Source organism: Sulfurisphaera javensis, from assembly GCF_041154675.1.
Lineage (GTDB): Archaea > Thermoproteota > Thermoprotei_A > Sulfolobales > Sulfolobaceae > Sulfurisphaera > Sulfurisphaera javensis.
The window spans coordinates 138,879-158,057 of sequence record NZ_AP031322.1 but is presented as its reverse complement, the minus strand read 5'-3'; the positions used below and the strand labels follow the sequence as shown (position 1 = coordinate 158,057).

Here is a 19,179-nt window from a genome sequence, read left to right as displayed (position 1 = left end):
TTCATCATCCCCTTCATCCCCCGATTTCTGATTTTGAAAAGGGGTATTTAAATCTTTCGTTTCTCGCGTTATTATCTTTAATAACGAAATAGTAATAATATTACTATTTTACAATCAGTTTACTCCCCAGTAAACCGAAACAAATAGTATGGAAAACAACAAGTTAAGCTTATTTTAGTATAAGGAGAGAGATAACTAAGGGGTGGGGTCAGATCGGACCCTCATAGGGTCGGCTTCCTGGTAGTTCATCATTCCCCCACCCCCGTTTTCTAATTCTGAATTTTGAAGTATTTAAACCTTTTTATTTTTGCTTTATTAATATCACATTTGTAATAATATTATAATGTCACAGTTTGTCATCCCTTTACTTATTATACTTCTTTTCACGGTTTACTCCCCTAGTAAACTGATAAAAAATCGAATTATCAAAAGTGTGTGCAGAAAGCCTTTAGGCGGGATGAATTCTCCAGAGTTTAAATATGGACAAATTAAATAGCTAAGATGGGAAGAGTTCTCTGAGCCTCTCGATTGCTCCTCAGATGTAACCACGAATCAATGAGAGAAACCTCGCTTGAAGCGAAGTCAGATTAAGAATTAGACCTAAATTTTTTCAGTGTCAAAAAGAGTTTTACTAAAGACTAGGTCGTAATAATGAAATAAAATGACGTGTTAAAGATACTTATATTTTTGTAGATTTTTAAATGACTATTTCTTAATTGTATAACAGTAAATATCTGTTGACGATAAGAATTAATAGGTGTTCTTCATATTTATTATTATGAAAGTAATAATCGTACATCAATGGGAAGATAATCAAAAAGATGATGCAATAAAATTAATAAATCAAGTAGTGTCTTTAGCAAAAGAGAAAAAATTGCCGAAAGGAATGAAGTTAGATAAAGTAAGCGTATCAGAAGAAGCTAAGACTGCAATTTGTGAATGGGATGTAGATAGTATTGACACATTAATGAATACGGCAAAGCAATTTAACATAACTTGGAAAGTAACTCCAATGATACCAAAAGTATTATATGAACATAAGCTATTATAAATTTCTTTTTTATTTTATTTTAATTGTAAATTCTTATATTCTTTCTTTTTTATTTCTGAAAACTTTTCATTAAAAACTTCTAAATATCGTATGTTAATTAAAAAAGGAGAAAGATAGTCTAATTTTTTTGTAGGAATACTGATTATTTTAATAATAAAGGATAAAATTGATATCTCTATGCTGTGTGTAGTATTTGTAGACTATCGATTTTAATTCATTTTTATTCTATCAATAATAATGTATCTAAAGGAGTTGTATTTTGGTACTTCAAATCCAAAGATAACTTATAGTAACAGCATTTCTTCAAGGCAATTGCAAATCACTTTCTTTAATTCTTGAAATAGCTAAAAAGACTCTCCCCTTAGATATAATGGAAAATTGTTTCTCTAAGGAAAATAATAACATTTTGCAATGTATTGGAAACAATTTAAAAAATGAAGATGAAAACATGAGAAAATTATTTTTATATACTATTCTTTCACGTACTCAGAAACTTAAACAAGTAATAAAAAAATATATATTGTATTTAATAAATATGTATTGTGTCTTTCGGAATACCTAATGAATTTGATTTAGCAACTCAATTTGCAATACAACTTTACAATAATAATATTTCCTTAAATCAAATAGAATCTTTATTGAAGCAAATTGAGCAACCATTTAGTTTAGTTCCTATATACCAAATTATATCTCAATACTTACCTCAACAAATAGCTTTGCACATTTATAATATTTATGATGATAATAAAAATCAGTTAATAAGATTATTTGAAATTATTAAATGGATATTGTATAATTTGTATGACTCCAAAAATAGTGTGATAGGAGTAATATCTAGTTTCAAACAATTATTACAAATACTGCCAGTATTAAAGGTCGAGGTATTTGAATCTCATCAAGGAATTTCAAAATCAAGTAATTACCACTTTGTTATTGATGGCAATTCATTGTATCATATATCACGTTTTGCAATTTCCTCAACTAGAAATGGTACCAATATTACTTACATCGTAGACTTGAAGAGGATTTATGGAAAAAGAGTAATTGAAGTTAATGCTTCAAATAGTGGATTGTTTAGAGATATATACGTATACCCCGCTGAGGAACTCTTGGTTAGCCCTTTATATAGAAATTATCAACAAGTCCCAATTTCTTATCTTAACAATTTTAATTTCACATGGCTAACTACACGAGAGAAATTGTTTGTAAAAAACGAGTGGAACACTTATTACTTACCCATGATTAGAAATATAGTAAACTTACTAAATTTCTTTTTATCTTTATCTAATTCCAATATGTTTTATAAATTACCTCCATTGTCAGAAAGACAAATTAATTATAATACTAATTTTCCTCTTTCATACTTAATTCCAGATAGTTCTAATACTAGGCAGAATTCATTAGAAGTACTGACAAAAGAAATCCACCAAGTTTGGATAACTTTAGAAATATTACGTTATTTAGCAAACCAAGGAATGTTAAGGCAATATTCCTTAAATTTTTCTCAAAGTCCTTATATTCCAATTGGAGTATTTGAATACGAGAATGAAATTTATTCACTCTGGTACGAATTTGACATGGAAGAAAGTACTATGTGTGGAGGGATTTTATGGTATCGTCATAGACCATCATGGCTTGATAGCTTTCGTCAACGGGCATCTCAATGTATTAATATAAGTCAAAGAACACCATTAAGGCCAGATATTGTGATCTTAAAGGGAGTAAAAGACTGTAATGACCTAATGAACTCTTCACTAAATGTTGAGACAATTATTGAATGTAAAAATTGGGAATTCCAGTACTGGCAAAGCCAAATAGATACACAAATAAAACCTTATCAGTGTATATTTAGGCCTAGGAAAATGATAGTTGCATCTCTATATCAAATTTCCCATACTCTTAACATGAATGGAATAATTTTCATTGATAATGTTTATCCAGGCGGTAATGGTTTAAGTAGAATTTTAAATAATATTCCTTAGACTTTTCTATTTTAGCAGTTAGATATATAAAGACGAAAATTTGTTACCATAAACAGTTTAACATCAACATTATTTTAAAACTCAGTTCTTTTTAAGAAAAAACTAGCTCGTGACCTTAGTCTAGCTTAGAAAATCATAAACTAATCAGTTCACTCAATATGTAACGTTTCCCCTTGTTCCTTAATCTTTTTAGTAAATTGTCAAAGAATATACGTATTTATAGTGCATTCTTCCTCAGTTTTTCCTTCTCTCTAATTCTTATCTACCTTTTATTTCTTGATTACTTTTTATATCTTACTCTAATTGCTTAATTAATATTATTTTGTTAAAATTCATATTTATAGTAAGCGTCTCTTTCATCTTCCCTTTTTAACCAAATTTATTTACACTCAATCTTTATGTGAAATGCCTCTGGATAAATTTTTGACTACATATAGAAATCTATATGAAATAATAATCTGCTAGCTATTTAACCTTATGAACAAGAATTGGAAGCACAAATCATCACAAAACCTTATAACTCTCCTTCTCCTAACTCTTTCAAAGTTTTCTTTGCTGTTTTCTTGTATATTTCAGCCTTAGTCTTGCTAGAAACTGTTTAATCCGCGACTTCGATGAAATCCAGAAGTAGAGAATAAATAGAAATTCGATGAGACTCAAACCCCTCTAATATTCCATGGTAATGTGAATCATAAACTCCACAATTATACTTATAAATTCTTATGCTTTTAAAACCGTAACTTTTCAGTTTATTAACTAAAATTTCTACTTCCTTTTCGTATTTACTATAAAAGGTGATTCTATTCTTACCTTCTTTTTGAACTTACTAATTACTGGATCATCAATAACACCAAGTAGCCGATAAATTTAACAATGAGAGTAAATCCAATTTTCTGATAAATTTTAAAAGTTGAGAGTTACTTTACTATTCATGGAAAAAATTGTTCTAATTCTCTTGCTTATTATTATTGCGATTACTCCAATAACATCAGCTTATGCAATTTACGTTTCATATCCAAAAAGTGTTTATATTGGTCAAAATTTTACAATAACTTTCGGTCTTCTTTCTACAGTAATAAATTCAACAAACTTTCAATTTATGACACCCGGAACGAAGATAGTTAACGTCTCGGGAAAGACAGCATATGAAGGATTTCTAGAATATTGGCTAGCTGACAAGGTAAACGTAAGTAATTCTAGTGAATTAATTGTAACATTCATAGGCACAGTAGTAGGAACCCTTACTGGTGCCCCGGCATAGTACTTTATAGTTATAATTTTAGTTTGACTCAACCAGATGGCCAACCTGGTACTTATGAAATTCTAACTTCATGGCGTGGTATATTATGGTTAGTTAAACTAAATGGTTGGTATTCAGTAATATCAACATTACCGAGTTTTTACTCTGGAAATTATACTGTTTTGTTTAAAAAAGTGAATTCTTCGGTTTGTGTTTACTCAATTTATGTTAATTCAACTGAATACCTTATCAAATATAATACTGGAATACCTTGGAATAGTATAGGTTACGTGGGAATTCGTACAGATACAGATACTATATTACCATTGTCTTTTATTGAAAAAGGAGCTATCTCTAGTAAATATGTCATATATATTAATGGTAAATATTACACGTCTGGCTTTACTAATGGTATGTCAAATATTACATTAAGAGTTTACTCTACCACTACAGTAAATATAACGTTCCCACAATATCATGTATATAAGATAGTTACAATATCTCCTAGTGATAATGCTAATATCCAAATGAAATTCCCTATTACTCAAGTGGCTTTAATAGTTATTACTATAATAGTTATAGGATTATCCATTTGGAGAGAATCGACAAAAGTAAAAAAGAAAACATAATCATGTATTGCTTTCATTTGGTATTCTCTACTTATTAAGGTGATAATATCAAATCAGAGATTGTATTTACATTTAGTAGATTATGTTCAAATATTTACTATAACAGTTACTAAGTATTTAGGTCCTCTAAATTTTTTCGTTTGAGATAGATAATTTTTAAGTAAAATAAATACAATTTTTGAAATGTATTTAATATCTATTAATTCTTAAAATTCTAGATTCTCAAAGTAATCACCAAAATAACTTAGAAATTTTAAGTTATAGTTTAGTATCGGCGCATAATATTATCTGAAATAACTTTCACAAACGAGTGTGTCCAATAATTTTGATAAATTGTTAGAAATTTTTTGTGGTAATACTTTATAGTGGGACAAGAAGGGTATTTCTGGGGAACATAAATGACTAGTTTTAAGTTGACTGTTCCCCTCTTGCCTCAAGTTATTTTTTGGTTTTTAATAGGGTTTTTCCTCCTAGGTTTTTGGATTTGAGGATTATTGCTAAGGGTTTAAGCTTCATACTACTTGATATTATCCTTGAGGAGGTTTAGGATTCCTAAGAGTACGTTACATTATTATTAGAGTAGGTTGGGTGGTAGCTTTTCTTTCTCTTCTCTTCAGTTGTCTGGTTTTATGCTGTTGATGAGACTAAGATTCTTCTTGTTAGGGGAAGGATGTATATTTAGTAGGCCGTCAAGGATGTTAAAACTGGTATTATTGTTTATTTTATGTTGACTGAGGTTAGGAGTGGTTTAGATGTAATAATTATGTTTATCTATGTTAGAAACATTGAAATTAAGACTTTAGGTAAGGAACTTGATGATTATACGATGGTTTACCAGCATACAATTTCTTATAAAGGCTTGGTATAAACCACGATCATGTAATTTTCGGGTTACGGAATTTGATTGAGCAAATGTTTAGGAGTGTTAAACATAGGCTTTCAATTATGGATTATCACTTCCCATGGAATTCAAGTAAGCAATGTATAACATCGTGGTTCAATACATACTTCTTAATATACAATCTTACATATAATATAAAGAAATTGTCTTACACACTCGGTAGCATAAAATTTTAAGAATTTAGATAATGATATATTTCTGCTCCTACCTTATCCCATCCCTTATGTAATTCCAGAAACTCGTTTACTTTATCATTGTATATTAAGTTAAAGTACTCTTCGTCTTTCATTTTTAGAATTTTTATGGTTTCTTCAGCCATTCCTTTAATGTCAAATTCTTTTACAAACTTTACAGTCGGTAAATCTTTATATACACTATAAGGTCCGGGTAAATTATAAGAGATTACTGGTGTTCCAAGAGCTAAAGACTCTAAAATGACTAGGGAGAAAGAATCAATATGAGTAGGATATATTAAAGCTCTAGCTCTACTAACTAACTTATATTTTTCCTCTTTAGATATAAATCCTAAATATTCTATGTTATCTTCTAGGTTAAAAACTTTAAGTAACTTAAAAAATTTATTTTTATCCTCCTCGTCCCAAAACTTTCCAAAAATATAAAGTTTAACGTCTTTTACCTTATCTTTAATTTTCCTTAAAATATAAGGTATTTCCAGAAGTCCTTTAATTTTATATAACCTAGCATAAAAGACTACATAGTCTTCTTTTGATTTTGTCCTATATTCTAATAACTTTTTGTCAAAAGCATTACCATTACTATAAGCTAAATTTGTTAAGTTAAAATTACTGTTTTCTAGCTACGATAAACATATGTGGAGCTAATGAAGGGAAGTGAGAGAAAAATTTATCTAATGTCTCTATAAGTTTATTACCTGCTCCATCAGCTTCTACCCCTTTAACTTCAAGTATATTATATCCAAAGTAGGTTAGGTACTCTTTCATAGCTTTCAAAGTGAAAGATTTAATATGACCATTGGTTTGTTCTTTAAATTTTATTCTACCAAAACCAGCAATAAAAGATACATCATGAGAGAAGGGTTGATAACCAAACAGTAACACTAGCCTATTTATCCATGATGAAAGATTTGGAGTGCTAAGTATTAAAATTCCGTTTTTCCTAAGAACCCTATATATCTCTTTCATTACTAAATCTGAGTTGTATAAGTGTTCTATTACTTCTTGAAATATAACTACGTCTATTATATTATTATCAAGCGGTATATCATCTTTGTTTACATCTTTTATAAAAGGCATAATTCCTTTCTCTTTGATTGAATTATAAGCTTCTTCAGAAATTTCTATACAATATGCATTTTTAAATTTAAACTGATCTTTATAAAAGGCTAAGTTCTCACCAGTTCCGCAACCTATTTCTAGGATATTATCGAAAGATGAAGAAAATTTTTTGATACTATCGAGTGTTAAACTAATTCTATGTCTCATGTGATTAGTAAGCATAATTTTTGCATAATGAGTTTTGTAAAAATCTTTTATTGGGTCTCGTTCCATTACTTAAAAAGCCTTAAGGCTAGAATATAAAGTTAACGAAATCTGAATGGAGTGTGCTCATAACGTCGTCACTTAGGTATAAAATTAATATATTTATGCTCTCTATATGAAGATTGAAAGAAAAGATTTTAATTAGTTTGCAAAAATATTCTAGAAATAATTTATATCTTCACGATTACAGTACACCTATAACTACAAAATTTTAGATAATTTTTATGTAGACGGAACAATATCCAATTTATCATTATGTTTATGACTCAGATGATTTTTTCTAGATTAACCTAAAAATTGAATAATAAGAAATAAAGAGGTCTGATTAAATTCGTAATAGAGAATAACTAATAGATTTTAAATTAATCTTAGAAAAATATTATACTGTAAATAACTCTTAACTTATTGTTTTTCACTTTTAATTATTTTGAATATATGGTAATTTTATAATTATAGGAAAAAAATAGTATAAATAGAAATATTTATTCATGTAGTTAAAAATCTCTATTTATGAGTTCCTTTTTTGTATTATGGTTAAATTATGAAGAGAATATCATGGCTACAAATTTCCCCCTTAGACTATTCATAAATTTTATAAAATACAAGAAACTAGAACTCCTATGCTAATGAAAATATTGCTAATCCTTATCCTTATGATAACAATTATTTCCCCATTAACCTTTAGTTACACAATATACATCTCATATCCAAAGACCGTAATGATAGGACAAAACTTTACAATAACTTCGGACTCTTATCATCAGTACTTAACTCAACACACTTTCAATACATAACTCCAGGAACAAAAATTGTAAACATGTCTGGGAAAACAGCCTATCAAGGATTTGGATTATATTGGATGATAGATAAGATTAATGCTAGTAATACCACGCAAATAATTGTATCATTTTACGGAGAAAGGATAGGTGGTGCAAATCCTGGTATCGTTCTTTATGGCAATAATTTTAGCCTAACCGATCCTGATGGTCAACCAGGTACTTATGAGATACTAGTCGCGTGGAGCGGAATTTTATGGCTAGATAAACTAAATGGATGGAATCCAGTTTTGAGTACATTACCTACTTTTAATTCTGGTAATTATACTGTAGTGTTTCGTAATGTCAATTCTACCGTATGTATTTACTCTATTACAATTAATTCATCAACATACTTAATCAAGTATAATACCGGAATTCCTTGGGATAGTATTGGGTATGTTGGAGTAAGACCCGATAATGGTATAGTCTTACCTTTATCTTTTCAAGTTATTGCCTCAATTCCAGCTAATTATACTGTTTACGTTAATGGTAAATTATACAAATCTGGGTATGGAAGCATAAACTCAATAACTCTTAGAGTATTTAGACCTACTACTATAAACATATCTTTTCCAGAATATCACATGAGAGTGTCCGAACGAGAAAAATTCGATGAAAAATTCTACAAGTAAAAAGTATTAACTGAAGTAATACTTATGGTTTTCTTTGTGGATTAATGTTGGTGTTAGGGTTATTATAGAAAGCTTTTCAGCCTCCTTAAAACCTAATAACTTCTCTGAATAATATATTTTAATTTATATTAATTAATTTTCGTATAGATATCAAGAATTGGAAGCAATAGTATCAAATTTTTTTTATGATATATTTTTCAAAAATATATTTTCTGATTGAAAATGGTGCAAGAATATATAAGTAAGAAAGAAATTGGCCAGGAGAATAAAAATAGTCCATACTTTTTGAAATAAGATTAAGTATAATAGATATCTTCTTTCTAATATCTGTTTTCACTCCTAAAAAATCCTCCTCATTCAGCATGGATAAATATATACATTCTTTAATTAGATTTAATAACTTATTAATTTTTTCTACTTTATAAAATTTTTCTATTAATTCTAAATTATATAGCTGATTTTCTGTTATATGTAATGCATACTCAAAATATTCATTAATGCTTTGAGCTTTTTTATTCATGGTAGAGGAGCTATGAACCCTATAATTGGTAAAAGTTTTCTTATCTACAGCATTTTTATATCCGTACTCTAAACTTAGCAGAAAATGGATATGATCTATGGAATAATTATATTTGCTTAATTTGTAAACTTTTCTAAAATTGCATATTACATTTCTCCTTATACTTATAGAACTATTATTAAATGCAAAAATAGATGTAGATAATTGAGGTATTTTTTCCCAAAAACTTACATCTTTTATCATTAAGTCATTTTTAAAATATATATTAAATCTAGAAATCATTCTTTTCCTAAAATTAGTTTCTCCCTTTATTTCTTCATTATTAATATTTACAAATCTCATTTCATTATGATAAAACCCTATTTCATTATCTTTGAATACTTCATATATTCTATTTAATTTTCCATCTAAAAATAAATCATCATCCTCTAAAAATGCTATGATTTCTCCTTTAGCTTCTTCTGCACCCAGAGCAATTTTAGCACCTAAGCTTTTTTCATTAGTATTTATTACTCTAATCTTCATGCTTTCTAATTTTCTATCTATTTCCTCCTCATTATCTATTTGATATTTTACCAAGATGATCTCGTATTTGTCTCTGGGGAAATCTTGAGATATCACAGATTTAATAGCATCAAATATAAAATCTCTTCTATCGTGAGCAGTAATAAGTACAGTGATAAATGGAGGACTGGTCACACACTACCCTATAACTAGTAATTATTAAAATTATCTTCAAGTTATTTTCAATTCCCATAATTTTACAATATTAAGTGAGAAATCTAAATTTATTATACAAGGCTCTAAAGTTCATTGAAAATCATAATTGGAACTCTACGGAGAAAATATTACAAAGGTTATAAAAGAATTTTCATGATTTTTCCTATAAAAGAGATACGTGAAGGAAGAAAACGATAAATAACGTCTTTTTCTTGTTCACTAAATATTTTCGTAAATTTAAAGAATAGAATTACTATGAATAATAGAATTATATCAAAGAATGGTGGATCAACAAATAGTTCATAAATGAAAATTAAAGGTATAAATGAAAGAACTCCAATTTCTTTTAGAGTAGGATGAAATACTCTATTGCTCAAGACGTAATATAGTGTAAAGGCAGAAGAAATAACTGAGGTAATTAGCTGAGATATTGCACCTCCCATTATTCCTATTCTAGGAATAAGTATAAAAGAAGTAATAAGAACAGTAGAGGCATTAATTATGGAAAGAATAAGAAATGGTCTTAAGCTTTTCTTAAATGCTATTAAAAAATTCGTTAGTATAATTATTGGCTGAGGAAGCGTAATAGCCAATAGTAAAATTACCATTGCTTCAATTCCACTTTGATATGCAGGAAAAAGCCTAGGTATAATATAATAAGCAATTGGTAGTGAGAGTATTACCAGGATAAAAGTTAGAAAGGCTGTTACTTTAAATGAAAGTCGTGATATAATCAATTCGTCCTTATTTAATGCTTTATAGTATGAAGCTGAGGGAAGTAAAACTCCGGTTAATCCGCTTATAATCATGTTTGGTGCGTTAGCTATTAAAGCAGCAAATTGATATATTCCTAAATAATATGAACCCAAAAGATAAGACGTAGTAACCCTATCGCCTTGTCCGCTTAAAAAGCCTGATATTCTAGAGAGATACAAATTAATTCCTTCTCTGAAAATTTTTTTGAAAATAGAAAAATCGAAAGAAAATTGAAAACCTCCTATTGCCCTTACTATTACAAAAGAGTCAAAAACTGATGAAAATATTCCTCCAGCAGTCCATATAGCTATGAAAAGGTAAATATTTTGATTTAAAACTGCAATAATAGAGATTATCCACCTTACTATAAGAAAGATAATACCGGAAATTGCTTCTTCTGTATATCTATTCAAACCTTGCATTATTCCTACAGCGTAACTTGAATAAAGATAAAGAACAAGATAAGGTATTGCTAACTTAACGTAATTCGGAAAAAATAAGAGAACCAAAAATACTGGAGATATAAATAAAGGAGTAAGAAGAACTGTACTTATGAATTTTTTATCTATCTCTTTTTTAGCATACATGTAACTTACTTCTCTAACGATTATTTGACTACTAAGCAATGCAAAGAATGACGTTGATATAACTTCTAAGAGTTGAATAATAGATACTTCACCGAAGAATGTAGGATTAGTTATTTTTGCTGTTATAATAAAGAATATGAGGACTACAATTATGTTAACTGTTGTAACGCTTAATTTCTTCAATGCGTTTATTATTGGATTCATTCATTTTTCTATTCTTTCTTAAAGACTTTAAAATCTTTCTTGAACTGTTTATATTGTGAAGATTCTCATTTCTCCTCCAATGAGATTTGGCAAAGATTTTACTGGAGCTGCTAGGAGAACTTTAGAGGTTTATAGTAGGTTTAAAGAGGACGAAGTTTATCTTTGTGTAGATAGTAATACCTTACCTTATGCTGACGATGAGATTAAAGTATTACTGTCTAATTTTCACTTAGTTAATAGTTATAATACTTCTCGTTTTAATTATTTAAAGGGATTTGTACAGTGTTTGAAGCAAGCTAAAAAGGTTGATGTTATTCTAAGTTATTCCGAGTGCTCTTTAAGTATTATTTACTCTTATTTTCTTTCCCTTTTTGCTAGAAAACCACTAATAATATTTGTGCATCACGTTACGGAAGAAATTAGGGGAGATACTAATTATTACTTTTTATTGAAGTTAGCGTTTTCAAGAAGTAAAGGGATTATTTGCTTAGATAACCCAGAAGTTAAAGAAGAGTTAGAAAAGCTTTTCCCAGGTAAAAAAATTGTTACATCAACTAATGGAGTTAATGTGGATCAATACTATACTTCTGAAGAGAAAATTTGTGATGGCCTTTTTATTGGAGATTATGGTGAGAGGAAAGGAGTAAAATATCTTTCTGCAATCTGGAATTTAGTGAATAAAAAAGGAAATTATAAGTTGTGTATTTTAGGTAGAAAGTGGGAGGGAAAAGAATTGCCAAAGAATTCTATTTATTTAGGTTTTGTATCAGAGAGGAAGAAAAGGGAGATTTTAGCTAAGTCTAAGGTTTTTGTTTTTCCTTCTCTTTATGAAGGATATTCTTTGGTTGTAGCTGAAGCTTTAGCTTCATACCTACCAGTAGTTACGTGGGATTTGCCATGGAGTGAAAGGTTTAAAAAGGGAGTCATTAAAGTAAAGTTTGATGATGTAAATCAATTTGTTCAAGTAATTATTGAACTACTTGTTGACTAGAAAAAAGAAAAAATATAGGAATTGAAGGTAGAGAATTTGCTAAAACTTTAAATTGGGAGAAAGCATCTGAAATTGAAAAGAAAGCTTTGAGTGAGCTAATATGATTCTAGGAATTGCTGATAGTAATGCTCTACTTTCTAAGAAATTTGGTACGGAAAAACATGTTCATGAAGTAATTAAAAGACTTTCAGTTCACTATAAGATCTATTATTTTCCTACAACTATTTCTTTTACATATAACGAAATTAATACAGAAATTAATAAGTATGTGAAAATTCCTTCCTCTTTTTTCTCCTTATGGGATAAAAGGGAAAAGAAGAAATTCTCTTTAACTAGAGAATTATTTTCTTTTTCTCCTTTAGCTAAAGAATTACTTTCAGAGTACAAAAAAGAAGTAGATTCTGTTGATTTCCTATACATTCCTCACAACTATAGGCTTCAATTAATGTCATCTATATTAATGAGTGAGCTTTCGAACGGAAAATTTGGAATGTTGTTAATGACTGATCCTCATAATACTCTTTTAGAGAAAGAGAGTTTCTTTAAGTGTGTTTCTGTTTGGGAAAAAATATGGTTTAGTAAGAAATCGGCTATAGAGTTTTGTTTAGCACAAAGATTACAAAATTATGTTTTCCTTCAAAAAACTAGGAGATTAAAGCCTAGTTTTATAGGAGTCATGAATAAAGGAGTACTAAAATATTCTAATCTTAGTAAATATTTTAACGTTAAAGTAATTTCTCCTCCTCACGCTTTTAATACAGAGGCTTTAAAATATAGAGATGTAGGAAAAGAGGATTATGCTGTATTTTTAGGTAGAATTAATAATGCTAAAGGAATTTACGAAGCAATTGAAATTGGGAAAAGGATAAAGATGAAGATTATGGGTTACCCAGAAGATAAACGTGCTATTGAGCTAGCTAGAAAAAACGGAATAGAAGTTATATGTTCTCCAGATGAAAGGACTAAATTTGAAACATTATCAAGGGCTAAAGTTCTGGTTTCCCCTTCACACCAAGAAAGTTTTTCCGTAACCATTCTAGAGGCTTTAGCGGTTAGGACGCCAGTAGTAACTTATGATTTACCATCTTTAGCATCAATCTATGAGTTTCAAGCAGTAAAATTTGTTAAAGAATTTGATGTTTCATCACTTTATAAAAAAGTAAAAGAGATAATAGAAATGAATAACGTATACAATCTTTTTGATGAAAATGTCGAAGAATTCGTAAGGCTTCATTCTTCATGGGATAATGTAGCTAATGCAATAAGAGAAGTTATTGAAAGCAGTAATGAAGAGTAGTTTTCTTGTGTATCTCGATTTATAATAATGCTTGTAATCGCTGAAATTTTTGCGAAACGAGACTATATCGGCAAAGACCAAATAGTTTATAAACACGTACTCTTAATAAAAATTTGATATTTCCAACGATAGTGAATAAAAAGTAATGAAAATCACATTATAACTCTAAATGTTAAAAAAATAAATTATTTTAGTAAATAATTAATAACAATTGTAAAAAGTTATATTCAAATATTCAAAATTAACTAAGTCATAGAGCCGACTTATTTTCCCGATGAAAATCTAACGTGAATTTAAATCATATTTAGAACATTAGATATTTCTTAAAGTAAAATTTTAAAACAAAGATCTCACTATATCAACCAAATGAGCTCTTCTATTTGTGTTTATGGTACTGTTTTTAATAATGTTAATACTGTTGAGGCTTCTATTAAAAGTGTTTGGAAGCCTAATTATACTATCATAATTACTGATAATTATTCTACAGATGGTACTTGGGAAAAGTTACAAGAGATGAAGAAAGAGTACAACATAGTCTTATATAGACTTAAGTCGACTAGAGGTAAAGGTAGAGACTATTCGCTCAAGCACTGCCAGAATAACTCATTAGCAGCATACATAGATCTTGACTGTGTATATAAGAAAATTTTCACAAAATACTCGACTTACAAATCTCTGAAATATTCATATACGGACCCCAATTGTCATATATAGGACAGAAGGAAAAAATAATAGAATTAGGAGGATGGAAAAATTATAATGCATCTGAAGATATCGAATTTTTAAGTAGAGTTCCTATTAGATACACTTTTCCCATAATAATTGCAAAAATCAGCATCTAGAAAATAGAAAAAAAGAATATTCATTAGCTAGGGAAAAACGGTATTCTAACTCTAAAATTGATTTTTACATTAGGATGTTTAAAAATTTAGTGGATTACATAAGAGCTAGAAATTATTCCTATTTTGATTTCGTACAAGTTAATTCACATTTATCTACTATAAAAAAAGTACTGGTAATCTTTCCTTATACGATAGCTACAATATTAGGTAAAGAGAAAAATGGTGAAATTGATAATTTTATGTTGATGCATAAAAAAGCATTGGAAACGCTATCTGATATTAGAAATTATTATAATGCAGAAAATAAATATGTAGAGTTTGTATATGATAAAAATTTTATCAAACTAATAGAGAAGAAGATTAGAATTAATGTATTAGAGTTCATTCAAAGCAAATTACTATTGAAAACATTCGTTATGGGAAATTTAATTTTCTTTGCAATTTCTGAAGAATATATTAATGAATGGTATAGTTCGATATAACTTAAGAACAATAGGTTTAGTATTCATTATACGCGATTATAATTAATAAATGTATTTCTGGGTTTTATTTACAGCATATAAAACGTAGATAAATATCAAAAATATATAAAAAATTTTATAAAGTTTTTAAAGAACTGTTATTTTATCATAAATTCTTAAGCTTAAGATCAAATAATATCCTATAATTTAAAGAATGTCATTAGTTATTTTGTAATTTGAATTATTTTAAGTCCTTAACAATCAGGATAATCTTAATTACCAATTAAAACTCAATAGTTTTAAATTTTTATTCTAAAAATTCTTCTTTATTAGTAGAGCAAGAAGTTTAATAAAATTATAACATATAATATGTTACTATATAAAAATTAGGAAAGTCAAACTTATGGTAAAACTTAATACACTGCTCAAGCTAAAAAGTCTTGTGAGTATAAATATACGTAAAATCAATACTGATTTACTAACATTTTTAATAGGCTATTTAATTTCACTGGCTCCTATTTATGTATTCTTATTTGGAAATGGATATTTTAATTCCTATAATTATAATACTCCATTTTTTTCTGGTCTAGAACTTAAATATTTATTTACTCCTTCAGTATATGCGCCAGAAGTAGGATTTGCTGTAAACCTAAATTTCTTTTATTTCTTCTTACTTCCATTTTTTTACTTAACACAAAATATTATAATTTTAGATAAAATCTGGTTAATAATTGTATTTACAGCAATATATATTTCACTTTACAAACTAACTGGAAATATCATTAATGTTTTAGGAATAGAAAAAAATAAAAATTTAATAAAAATTATAACTATTATATTTTACTATCTTGTTCCGATAAATGTTGTTAATATAGCCTATAACTTCTTTGATTTTATGATTGGAGGACTAGCTTTAGCTTATATTTTATATCAGCTCATTAAAATACAGAGAGGACATAATATTTCAAAGTTTGATATAATTAAATCTGGATTAATGTTAGGTTTAGCCGGATTAATGGATCCAAGAGATTATGTATGGTCACTATACATATTTTCAGCTTATTTAATAGGAATTATAATTTTAAATCAAAAAGTATGGAAATCATTTAAACTGCTTGCAGGAACTTATGTATCCTCATTACCAGTAGTAGCATTCACGTATTACATATTTATATATCCTTCATTAATAACAGTATCTATATCAAAAGCAATTTCGGTTTCAGCTTATAGGCCAGATACTTACTCTTATATAGCATCATGGTCACATAATTCTCTCTTGTTTAATGTATTTATGTTTATTAATACTGGATGGACTCCAATTCCTTATGCACCAATATCAATCTTGTTTTATCCTAGAGAGGAATGGTGGTATCTTCCAACCTATGGAAATAATGCTATGATGCTCTTACCACCTAGTATAATAACTGATATATGGTTAGCATCACTTTTCGTGTTCTTTTTAGCTATGGCTTTAAGTTTATTAGATAAAGATAAAATAAGAATATCTGCTCCTATTCTACTATCTTTACTTTTTATTTTGCTATTATCTGCTGGTTCTAATTCTCCAATAACTCAATTTGTGTATTGGTTTGAAATAGATCCAAGTCATTTACCTATTATAAGAGGTATTTTTGGAACTACGTGGGCAATTCCTTATTATGTTGAAGATATAGCACCTCTTTTTGTACCTATTTTATTACCTATTAGTTTAAATTATTTATTAAATAAAAAAATTAACAGAAATAAGATAAGAATTTTAATAAGTGGAATATTAATCTTTTTTGCAGTATTTGCTAGCTGGCAATATTTTAATGGTACGTTATTTCCTTCGCAAGTAACTGGAGCTTATCCAGGGAATAGTATTTCACTTCAAGGGTACTATGCACCATTATATCCTCCAAAACAATGGGTTCATGTAATGAATATATTATCAACTTCAGATGCGGGTGTAGCCTATGTAGGAGAAATTGGTTTTAGTGAAAAATGGACTCATTATCAATTTATTTCACATACTCCTTTCCTTATGCCTGGATATGCGACAATAGGTTCTCCTTCAACTAAATATGTAAATCAAACGCCTTTAGCTTATGATATTTCTGGAACTAAGTATCTTTTCATAGATAATACTTCTTATATACCATTATCAAATTCCTTCATTTATGAATATCTTAATTATTCTGGTTTAAAAATAGCATATGAAGGAAATTGTGTATACTTACTTGAACAGCCTAATGCTTCTGTTTTTAGATATGCTTATGAAGCATTATACTTTAATGGAAGTGAAGAAAATGCTTTTAATATAGAATGGTTATTGTATCCTCATATTAACTATACGCCAGCTATAATTGTGAATAAACCTTTCAAAAATACGGTTGAAGTTGTTTTGAATCCAAATAGCGTCAACGAAAGTGTAATCTCATATTTTAATGAAAGTAAGATGAATATTCATGTTAATCCCGGTAGTTATATAATAATTAATGATACCTCAATGAAAACAGAATATATAGATTCTTCAATGAATGTAACTCCTAATACATTAATAATTCCATCTAATGTATCATTACATAAGCTTGTCTCATATCCTATTAACTTCACATTTCATCAAATTTTAGCTTCATTTATTGTAAAACCTCCATCTAATGTATTTGTAGAAACTTCTCTACCATTACCTTATCAAGGATTAAATGTTAATGGAGGTATTTATCTAGGAGTAAATACTTTTAATCAAACAATTATCTACACTACCTCGAATTCCTTAAATATTAATATAAAATTAGGGTTTTTCACAGACATTTTAATGATTTTAGTAGATTTATTCTTTTATTTATTTTTTATTTACCTAAGCATATATAAAAGTTCCAAAAATCAGATAAAGAGTGTTATTCTAAAATTTTTGAAAGTTCGTTAATTATTTTTTCTTTTCCAAAAAATTCTATTATTTTTGAATGTATTTTCTTTTTTAGCTCAATATATTCCTCTTTTGATTTTTTAAAAATTTCGTAATAGGAAAGAATGGCATTTGAAAAATCACATATTTTCCATGGCTCAATTAATTTTCCTTGTATAGGATCTCTAATGATGAAAGAGTTGGTTGGAATATTCCATGCAATTACTGGTAAACCAAATGCTTGAGCTTCAAGTAAAACTAATCCAAAGGTTTCAAATCTAGAAGGGAAAATGAGTAGGTCAGCTTTTTGTAATTCTTGAATTTTCCTTTCTTCACTAACTTTTCCTAGATATTTAACATCTAATTTTTCTATTATTTCCTTATCTGGACCGTCTCCAATAATGACAAACTCTATATCCTTTGCATATTCCTTAACTCTTCTTATGATTTCTGGAATAAAATCTATACCTTTTTGATATTTTTCTAGTCTACCAATAAAAAGCACGGAAAAAACATTATCAACTGTTATATTTACATTATCATAATATACAAAGTTAGGTATAAGATAGATTTTGTTTTCTGGTATTCCTCTTTTTATAAGAATCTCTTTATCATAAGGATTTAATGCATGAAAATAAAAATTTTTAGTTAAGAAATAAAATAATAAAGATGAAAAATTATTTCTTCTTTGTATAAATCCATGAAGACCAACTATCACATTCTTATGGAGAAATAAAGGATAAATTAAAATAAAAAAGACTATGTTAGGTACATCAACTAGATAAATTTTCTTACATCTAATAATTTTTAATATTCCTTTTATGCTATTTTTTGTCATTATAGGAAGATAAACATATGATTTACCTATCTTTACAGTAATAGTATCTATGGAATACAGCGCAATGCTAGAAAGCTTCTTAGGATTTTTTGTTTTCCAATCTTTAAAATAAATTATTTCAGAGTTAGGAATGCTTTTAGCTACTTCTACAGTCCATTTGGCTGTACCAGTAGTAGAATTAAAAGGATCAGCCTTTAGTAAGAAACATACCATATTAATTTCCTTGAGATATTATGTTATAAGCCCTTTATAAGTATAGCATTTCCTTGAACTTAACGTCAATTCCCTTAGCCCTTGAAAGGT

Annotated in this window: 15 protein-coding genes and 2 pseudogenes; 12 read left to right on the top strand and 5 right to left on the bottom strand. The window is 28.1% G+C overall.

The annotated features are described in order from the left end of the window. Positions 1 to 778: 778 nt before the first annotated feature. From ACAM25_RS00775 to ACAM25_RS00755, 5 genes and pseudogenes are all read left to right on the top strand, one after another. On the top strand, positions 779 to 1,051 hold the full coding sequence (locus tag ACAM25_RS00775; protein ID WP_369610453.1) for a hypothetical protein: 273 nt from the start codon (positions 779 to 781) through the stop codon (positions 1,049 to 1,051). Between the two features lie 542 nt (positions 1,052 to 1,593). Next, on the top strand, positions 1,594 to 3,033 hold the full coding sequence (locus ACAM25_RS00770) for a hypothetical protein (RefSeq protein ID WP_369610452.1): 1,440 nt from the start codon (positions 1,594 to 1,596) through the stop codon (positions 3,031 to 3,033). A 931-nt stretch (positions 3,034 to 3,964) separates the two neighbouring features. Then, on the top strand, positions 3,965 to 4,294 hold the full coding sequence (locus ACAM25_RS00765) for a hypothetical protein (protein ID WP_369610451.1): 330 nt from the start codon (positions 3,965 to 3,967) through the stop codon (positions 4,292 to 4,294). Between the two features lie 23 nt (positions 4,295 to 4,317). Then, complete coding sequence (locus ACAM25_RS00760; protein WP_369610450.1) at positions 4,318 to 4,902, top strand: hypothetical protein; 585 nt, start codon at positions 4,318 to 4,320, stop codon at positions 4,900 to 4,902. A gap of 398 nt (positions 4,903 to 5,300) precedes the next feature. After that, positions 5,301 to 5,979 (top strand): annotated as a pseudogene (locus ACAM25_RS00755) (IS6 family transposase). On the opposite strand, the pseudogene ACAM25_RS00750 reads toward ACAM25_RS00755, so the two are convergent. Next, positions 5,976 to 6,530, bottom strand: a pseudogene (locus tag ACAM25_RS00750) (glycosyltransferase); the annotation flags it as partial. The pseudogenes ACAM25_RS00755 and ACAM25_RS00750 sit on opposite strands and share 4 nt — an antisense overlap. 76 nt (positions 6,531 to 6,606) lie before the next feature. Next, positions 6,607 to 7,332 (bottom strand): class I SAM-dependent methyltransferase, encoded by a 726-nt coding sequence (locus tag ACAM25_RS00745; protein WP_369610449.1) that lies wholly within the window; start codon positions 7,330 to 7,332, stop codon positions 6,607 to 6,609. 611 nt (positions 7,333 to 7,943) lie between these two features. Between ACAM25_RS00745 and ACAM25_RS00740 the strand changes: the two genes are divergently transcribed. Both ACAM25_RS00740 and ACAM25_RS00735 read left to right on the top strand, forming a co-directional pair. Next, positions 7,944 to 8,117 carry a hypothetical protein gene (locus ACAM25_RS00740; RefSeq protein WP_369610448.1) on the top strand — a complete coding sequence of 58 codons (174 nt, stop codon included), beginning with the start codon at positions 7,944 to 7,946 and terminating at the stop codon, positions 8,115 to 8,117. Positions 8,118 to 8,140: 23 nt separating this feature from the next. Next, positions 8,141 to 8,773: a hypothetical protein gene (locus ACAM25_RS00735; RefSeq protein WP_369610447.1), complete on the top strand. Its 633-nt coding sequence runs from the start codon at positions 8,141 to 8,143 to the stop codon at positions 8,771 to 8,773. A gap of 172 nt (positions 8,774 to 8,945) precedes the next feature. On the opposite strand, the gene ACAM25_RS00730 is transcribed toward ACAM25_RS00735, so the two are convergent. After that, the gene (locus tag ACAM25_RS00730; protein ID WP_369610446.1) at positions 8,946 to 9,992 is read right to left on the bottom strand and encodes a glycosyltransferase family 2 protein; all 1,047 of its coding nucleotides are present in this window, start codon (positions 9,990 to 9,992) and stop codon (positions 8,946 to 8,948) included. A gap of 158 nt (positions 9,993 to 10,150) precedes the next feature. Next, positions 10,151 to 11,560, bottom strand: coding sequence for an oligosaccharide flippase family protein (locus ACAM25_RS00725; protein WP_369610445.1), 1,410 nt, complete (start codon positions 11,558 to 11,560; stop codon positions 10,151 to 10,153). Between the two features lie 55 nt (positions 11,561 to 11,615). On the opposite strand from ACAM25_RS00725, the gene ACAM25_RS00720 reads away from it, so the two are divergent. The 5 genes from ACAM25_RS00720 (at position 11,616) to ACAM25_RS00700 (ending at position 18,059) form a co-directional block, all read left to right on the top strand. Continuing rightward, on the top strand, positions 11,616 to 12,551 hold the full coding sequence (locus ACAM25_RS00720) for a glycosyltransferase family 4 protein (RefSeq protein ID WP_369610444.1): 936 nt from the start codon (positions 11,616 to 11,618) through the stop codon (positions 12,549 to 12,551). Between the two features lie 100 nt (positions 12,552 to 12,651). Next, the gene (locus ACAM25_RS00715; RefSeq protein WP_369610443.1) at positions 12,652 to 13,848 is read left to right on the top strand and encodes a glycosyltransferase; all 1,197 of its coding nucleotides are present in this window, start codon (positions 12,652 to 12,654) and stop codon (positions 13,846 to 13,848) included. A 366-nt stretch (positions 13,849 to 14,214) separates the two neighbouring features. Continuing rightward, positions 14,215 to 14,562, top strand: coding sequence for a glycosyltransferase (locus ACAM25_RS00710; protein WP_369610442.1), 348 nt, complete (start codon positions 14,215 to 14,217; stop codon positions 14,560 to 14,562). Between the two features lie 217 nt (positions 14,563 to 14,779). Further along, the gene (locus tag ACAM25_RS00705) at positions 14,780 to 15,172 is read left to right on the top strand and encodes a hypothetical protein (protein WP_369610441.1); all 393 of its coding nucleotides are present in this window, start codon (positions 14,780 to 14,782) and stop codon (positions 15,170 to 15,172) included. Positions 15,173 to 15,593: 421 nt separating this feature from the next. Then, positions 15,594 to 18,059 carry a hypothetical protein gene (locus ACAM25_RS00700; protein ID WP_369610440.1) on the top strand — a complete coding sequence of 822 codons (2,466 nt, stop codon included), beginning with the start codon at positions 15,594 to 15,596 and terminating at the stop codon, positions 18,057 to 18,059. Here the strand turns inward: ACAM25_RS00700 and ACAM25_RS00695 are convergent. After that, positions 18,031 to 19,089 (bottom strand): glycosyltransferase family 4 protein, encoded by a 1,059-nt coding sequence (locus ACAM25_RS00695; RefSeq protein ID WP_369610439.1) that lies wholly within the window; start codon positions 19,087 to 19,089, stop codon positions 18,031 to 18,033. The two genes, ACAM25_RS00700 and ACAM25_RS00695, sit on opposite strands and share 29 nt — an antisense overlap. Positions 19,090 to 19,179 lie beyond the last annotated feature (90 nt).

Coding starts and splice junctions, on each gene's coding strand:
- ACAM25_RS00775 (WP_369610453.1), top strand. CDS start 779: ATGAAAGTAATAATCGTACATCAATGGGAAGATAATCAAAAAGATGAT.
- ACAM25_RS00765 (WP_369610451.1), top strand. CDS start 3,965: ATGGAAAAAATTGTTCTAATTCTCTTGCTTATTATTATTGCGATTACT.
- ACAM25_RS00745 (WP_369610449.1), bottom strand. CDS start 7,332: ATGGAACGAGACCCAATAAAAGATTTTTACAAAACTCATTATGCAAAA.
- ACAM25_RS00740 (WP_369610448.1), top strand. CDS start 7,944: ATGCTAATGAAAATATTGCTAATCCTTATCCTTATGATAACAATTATT.
- ACAM25_RS00735 (WP_369610447.1), top strand. CDS start 8,141: ATGTCTGGGAAAACAGCCTATCAAGGATTTGGATTATATTGGATGATA.
- ACAM25_RS00725 (WP_369610445.1), bottom strand. CDS start 11,560: ATGAATCCAATAATAAACGCATTGAAGAAATTAAGCGTTACAACAGTT.
- ACAM25_RS00715 (WP_369610443.1), top strand. CDS start 12,652: ATGATTCTAGGAATTGCTGATAGTAATGCTCTACTTTCTAAGAAATTT.
- ACAM25_RS00710 (WP_369610442.1), top strand. CDS start 14,215: ATGAGCTCTTCTATTTGTGTTTATGGTACTGTTTTTAATAATGTTAAT.
- ACAM25_RS00695 (WP_369610439.1), bottom strand. CDS start 19,089: ATGGTATGTTTCTTACTAAAGGCTGATCCTTTTAATTCTACTACTGGT.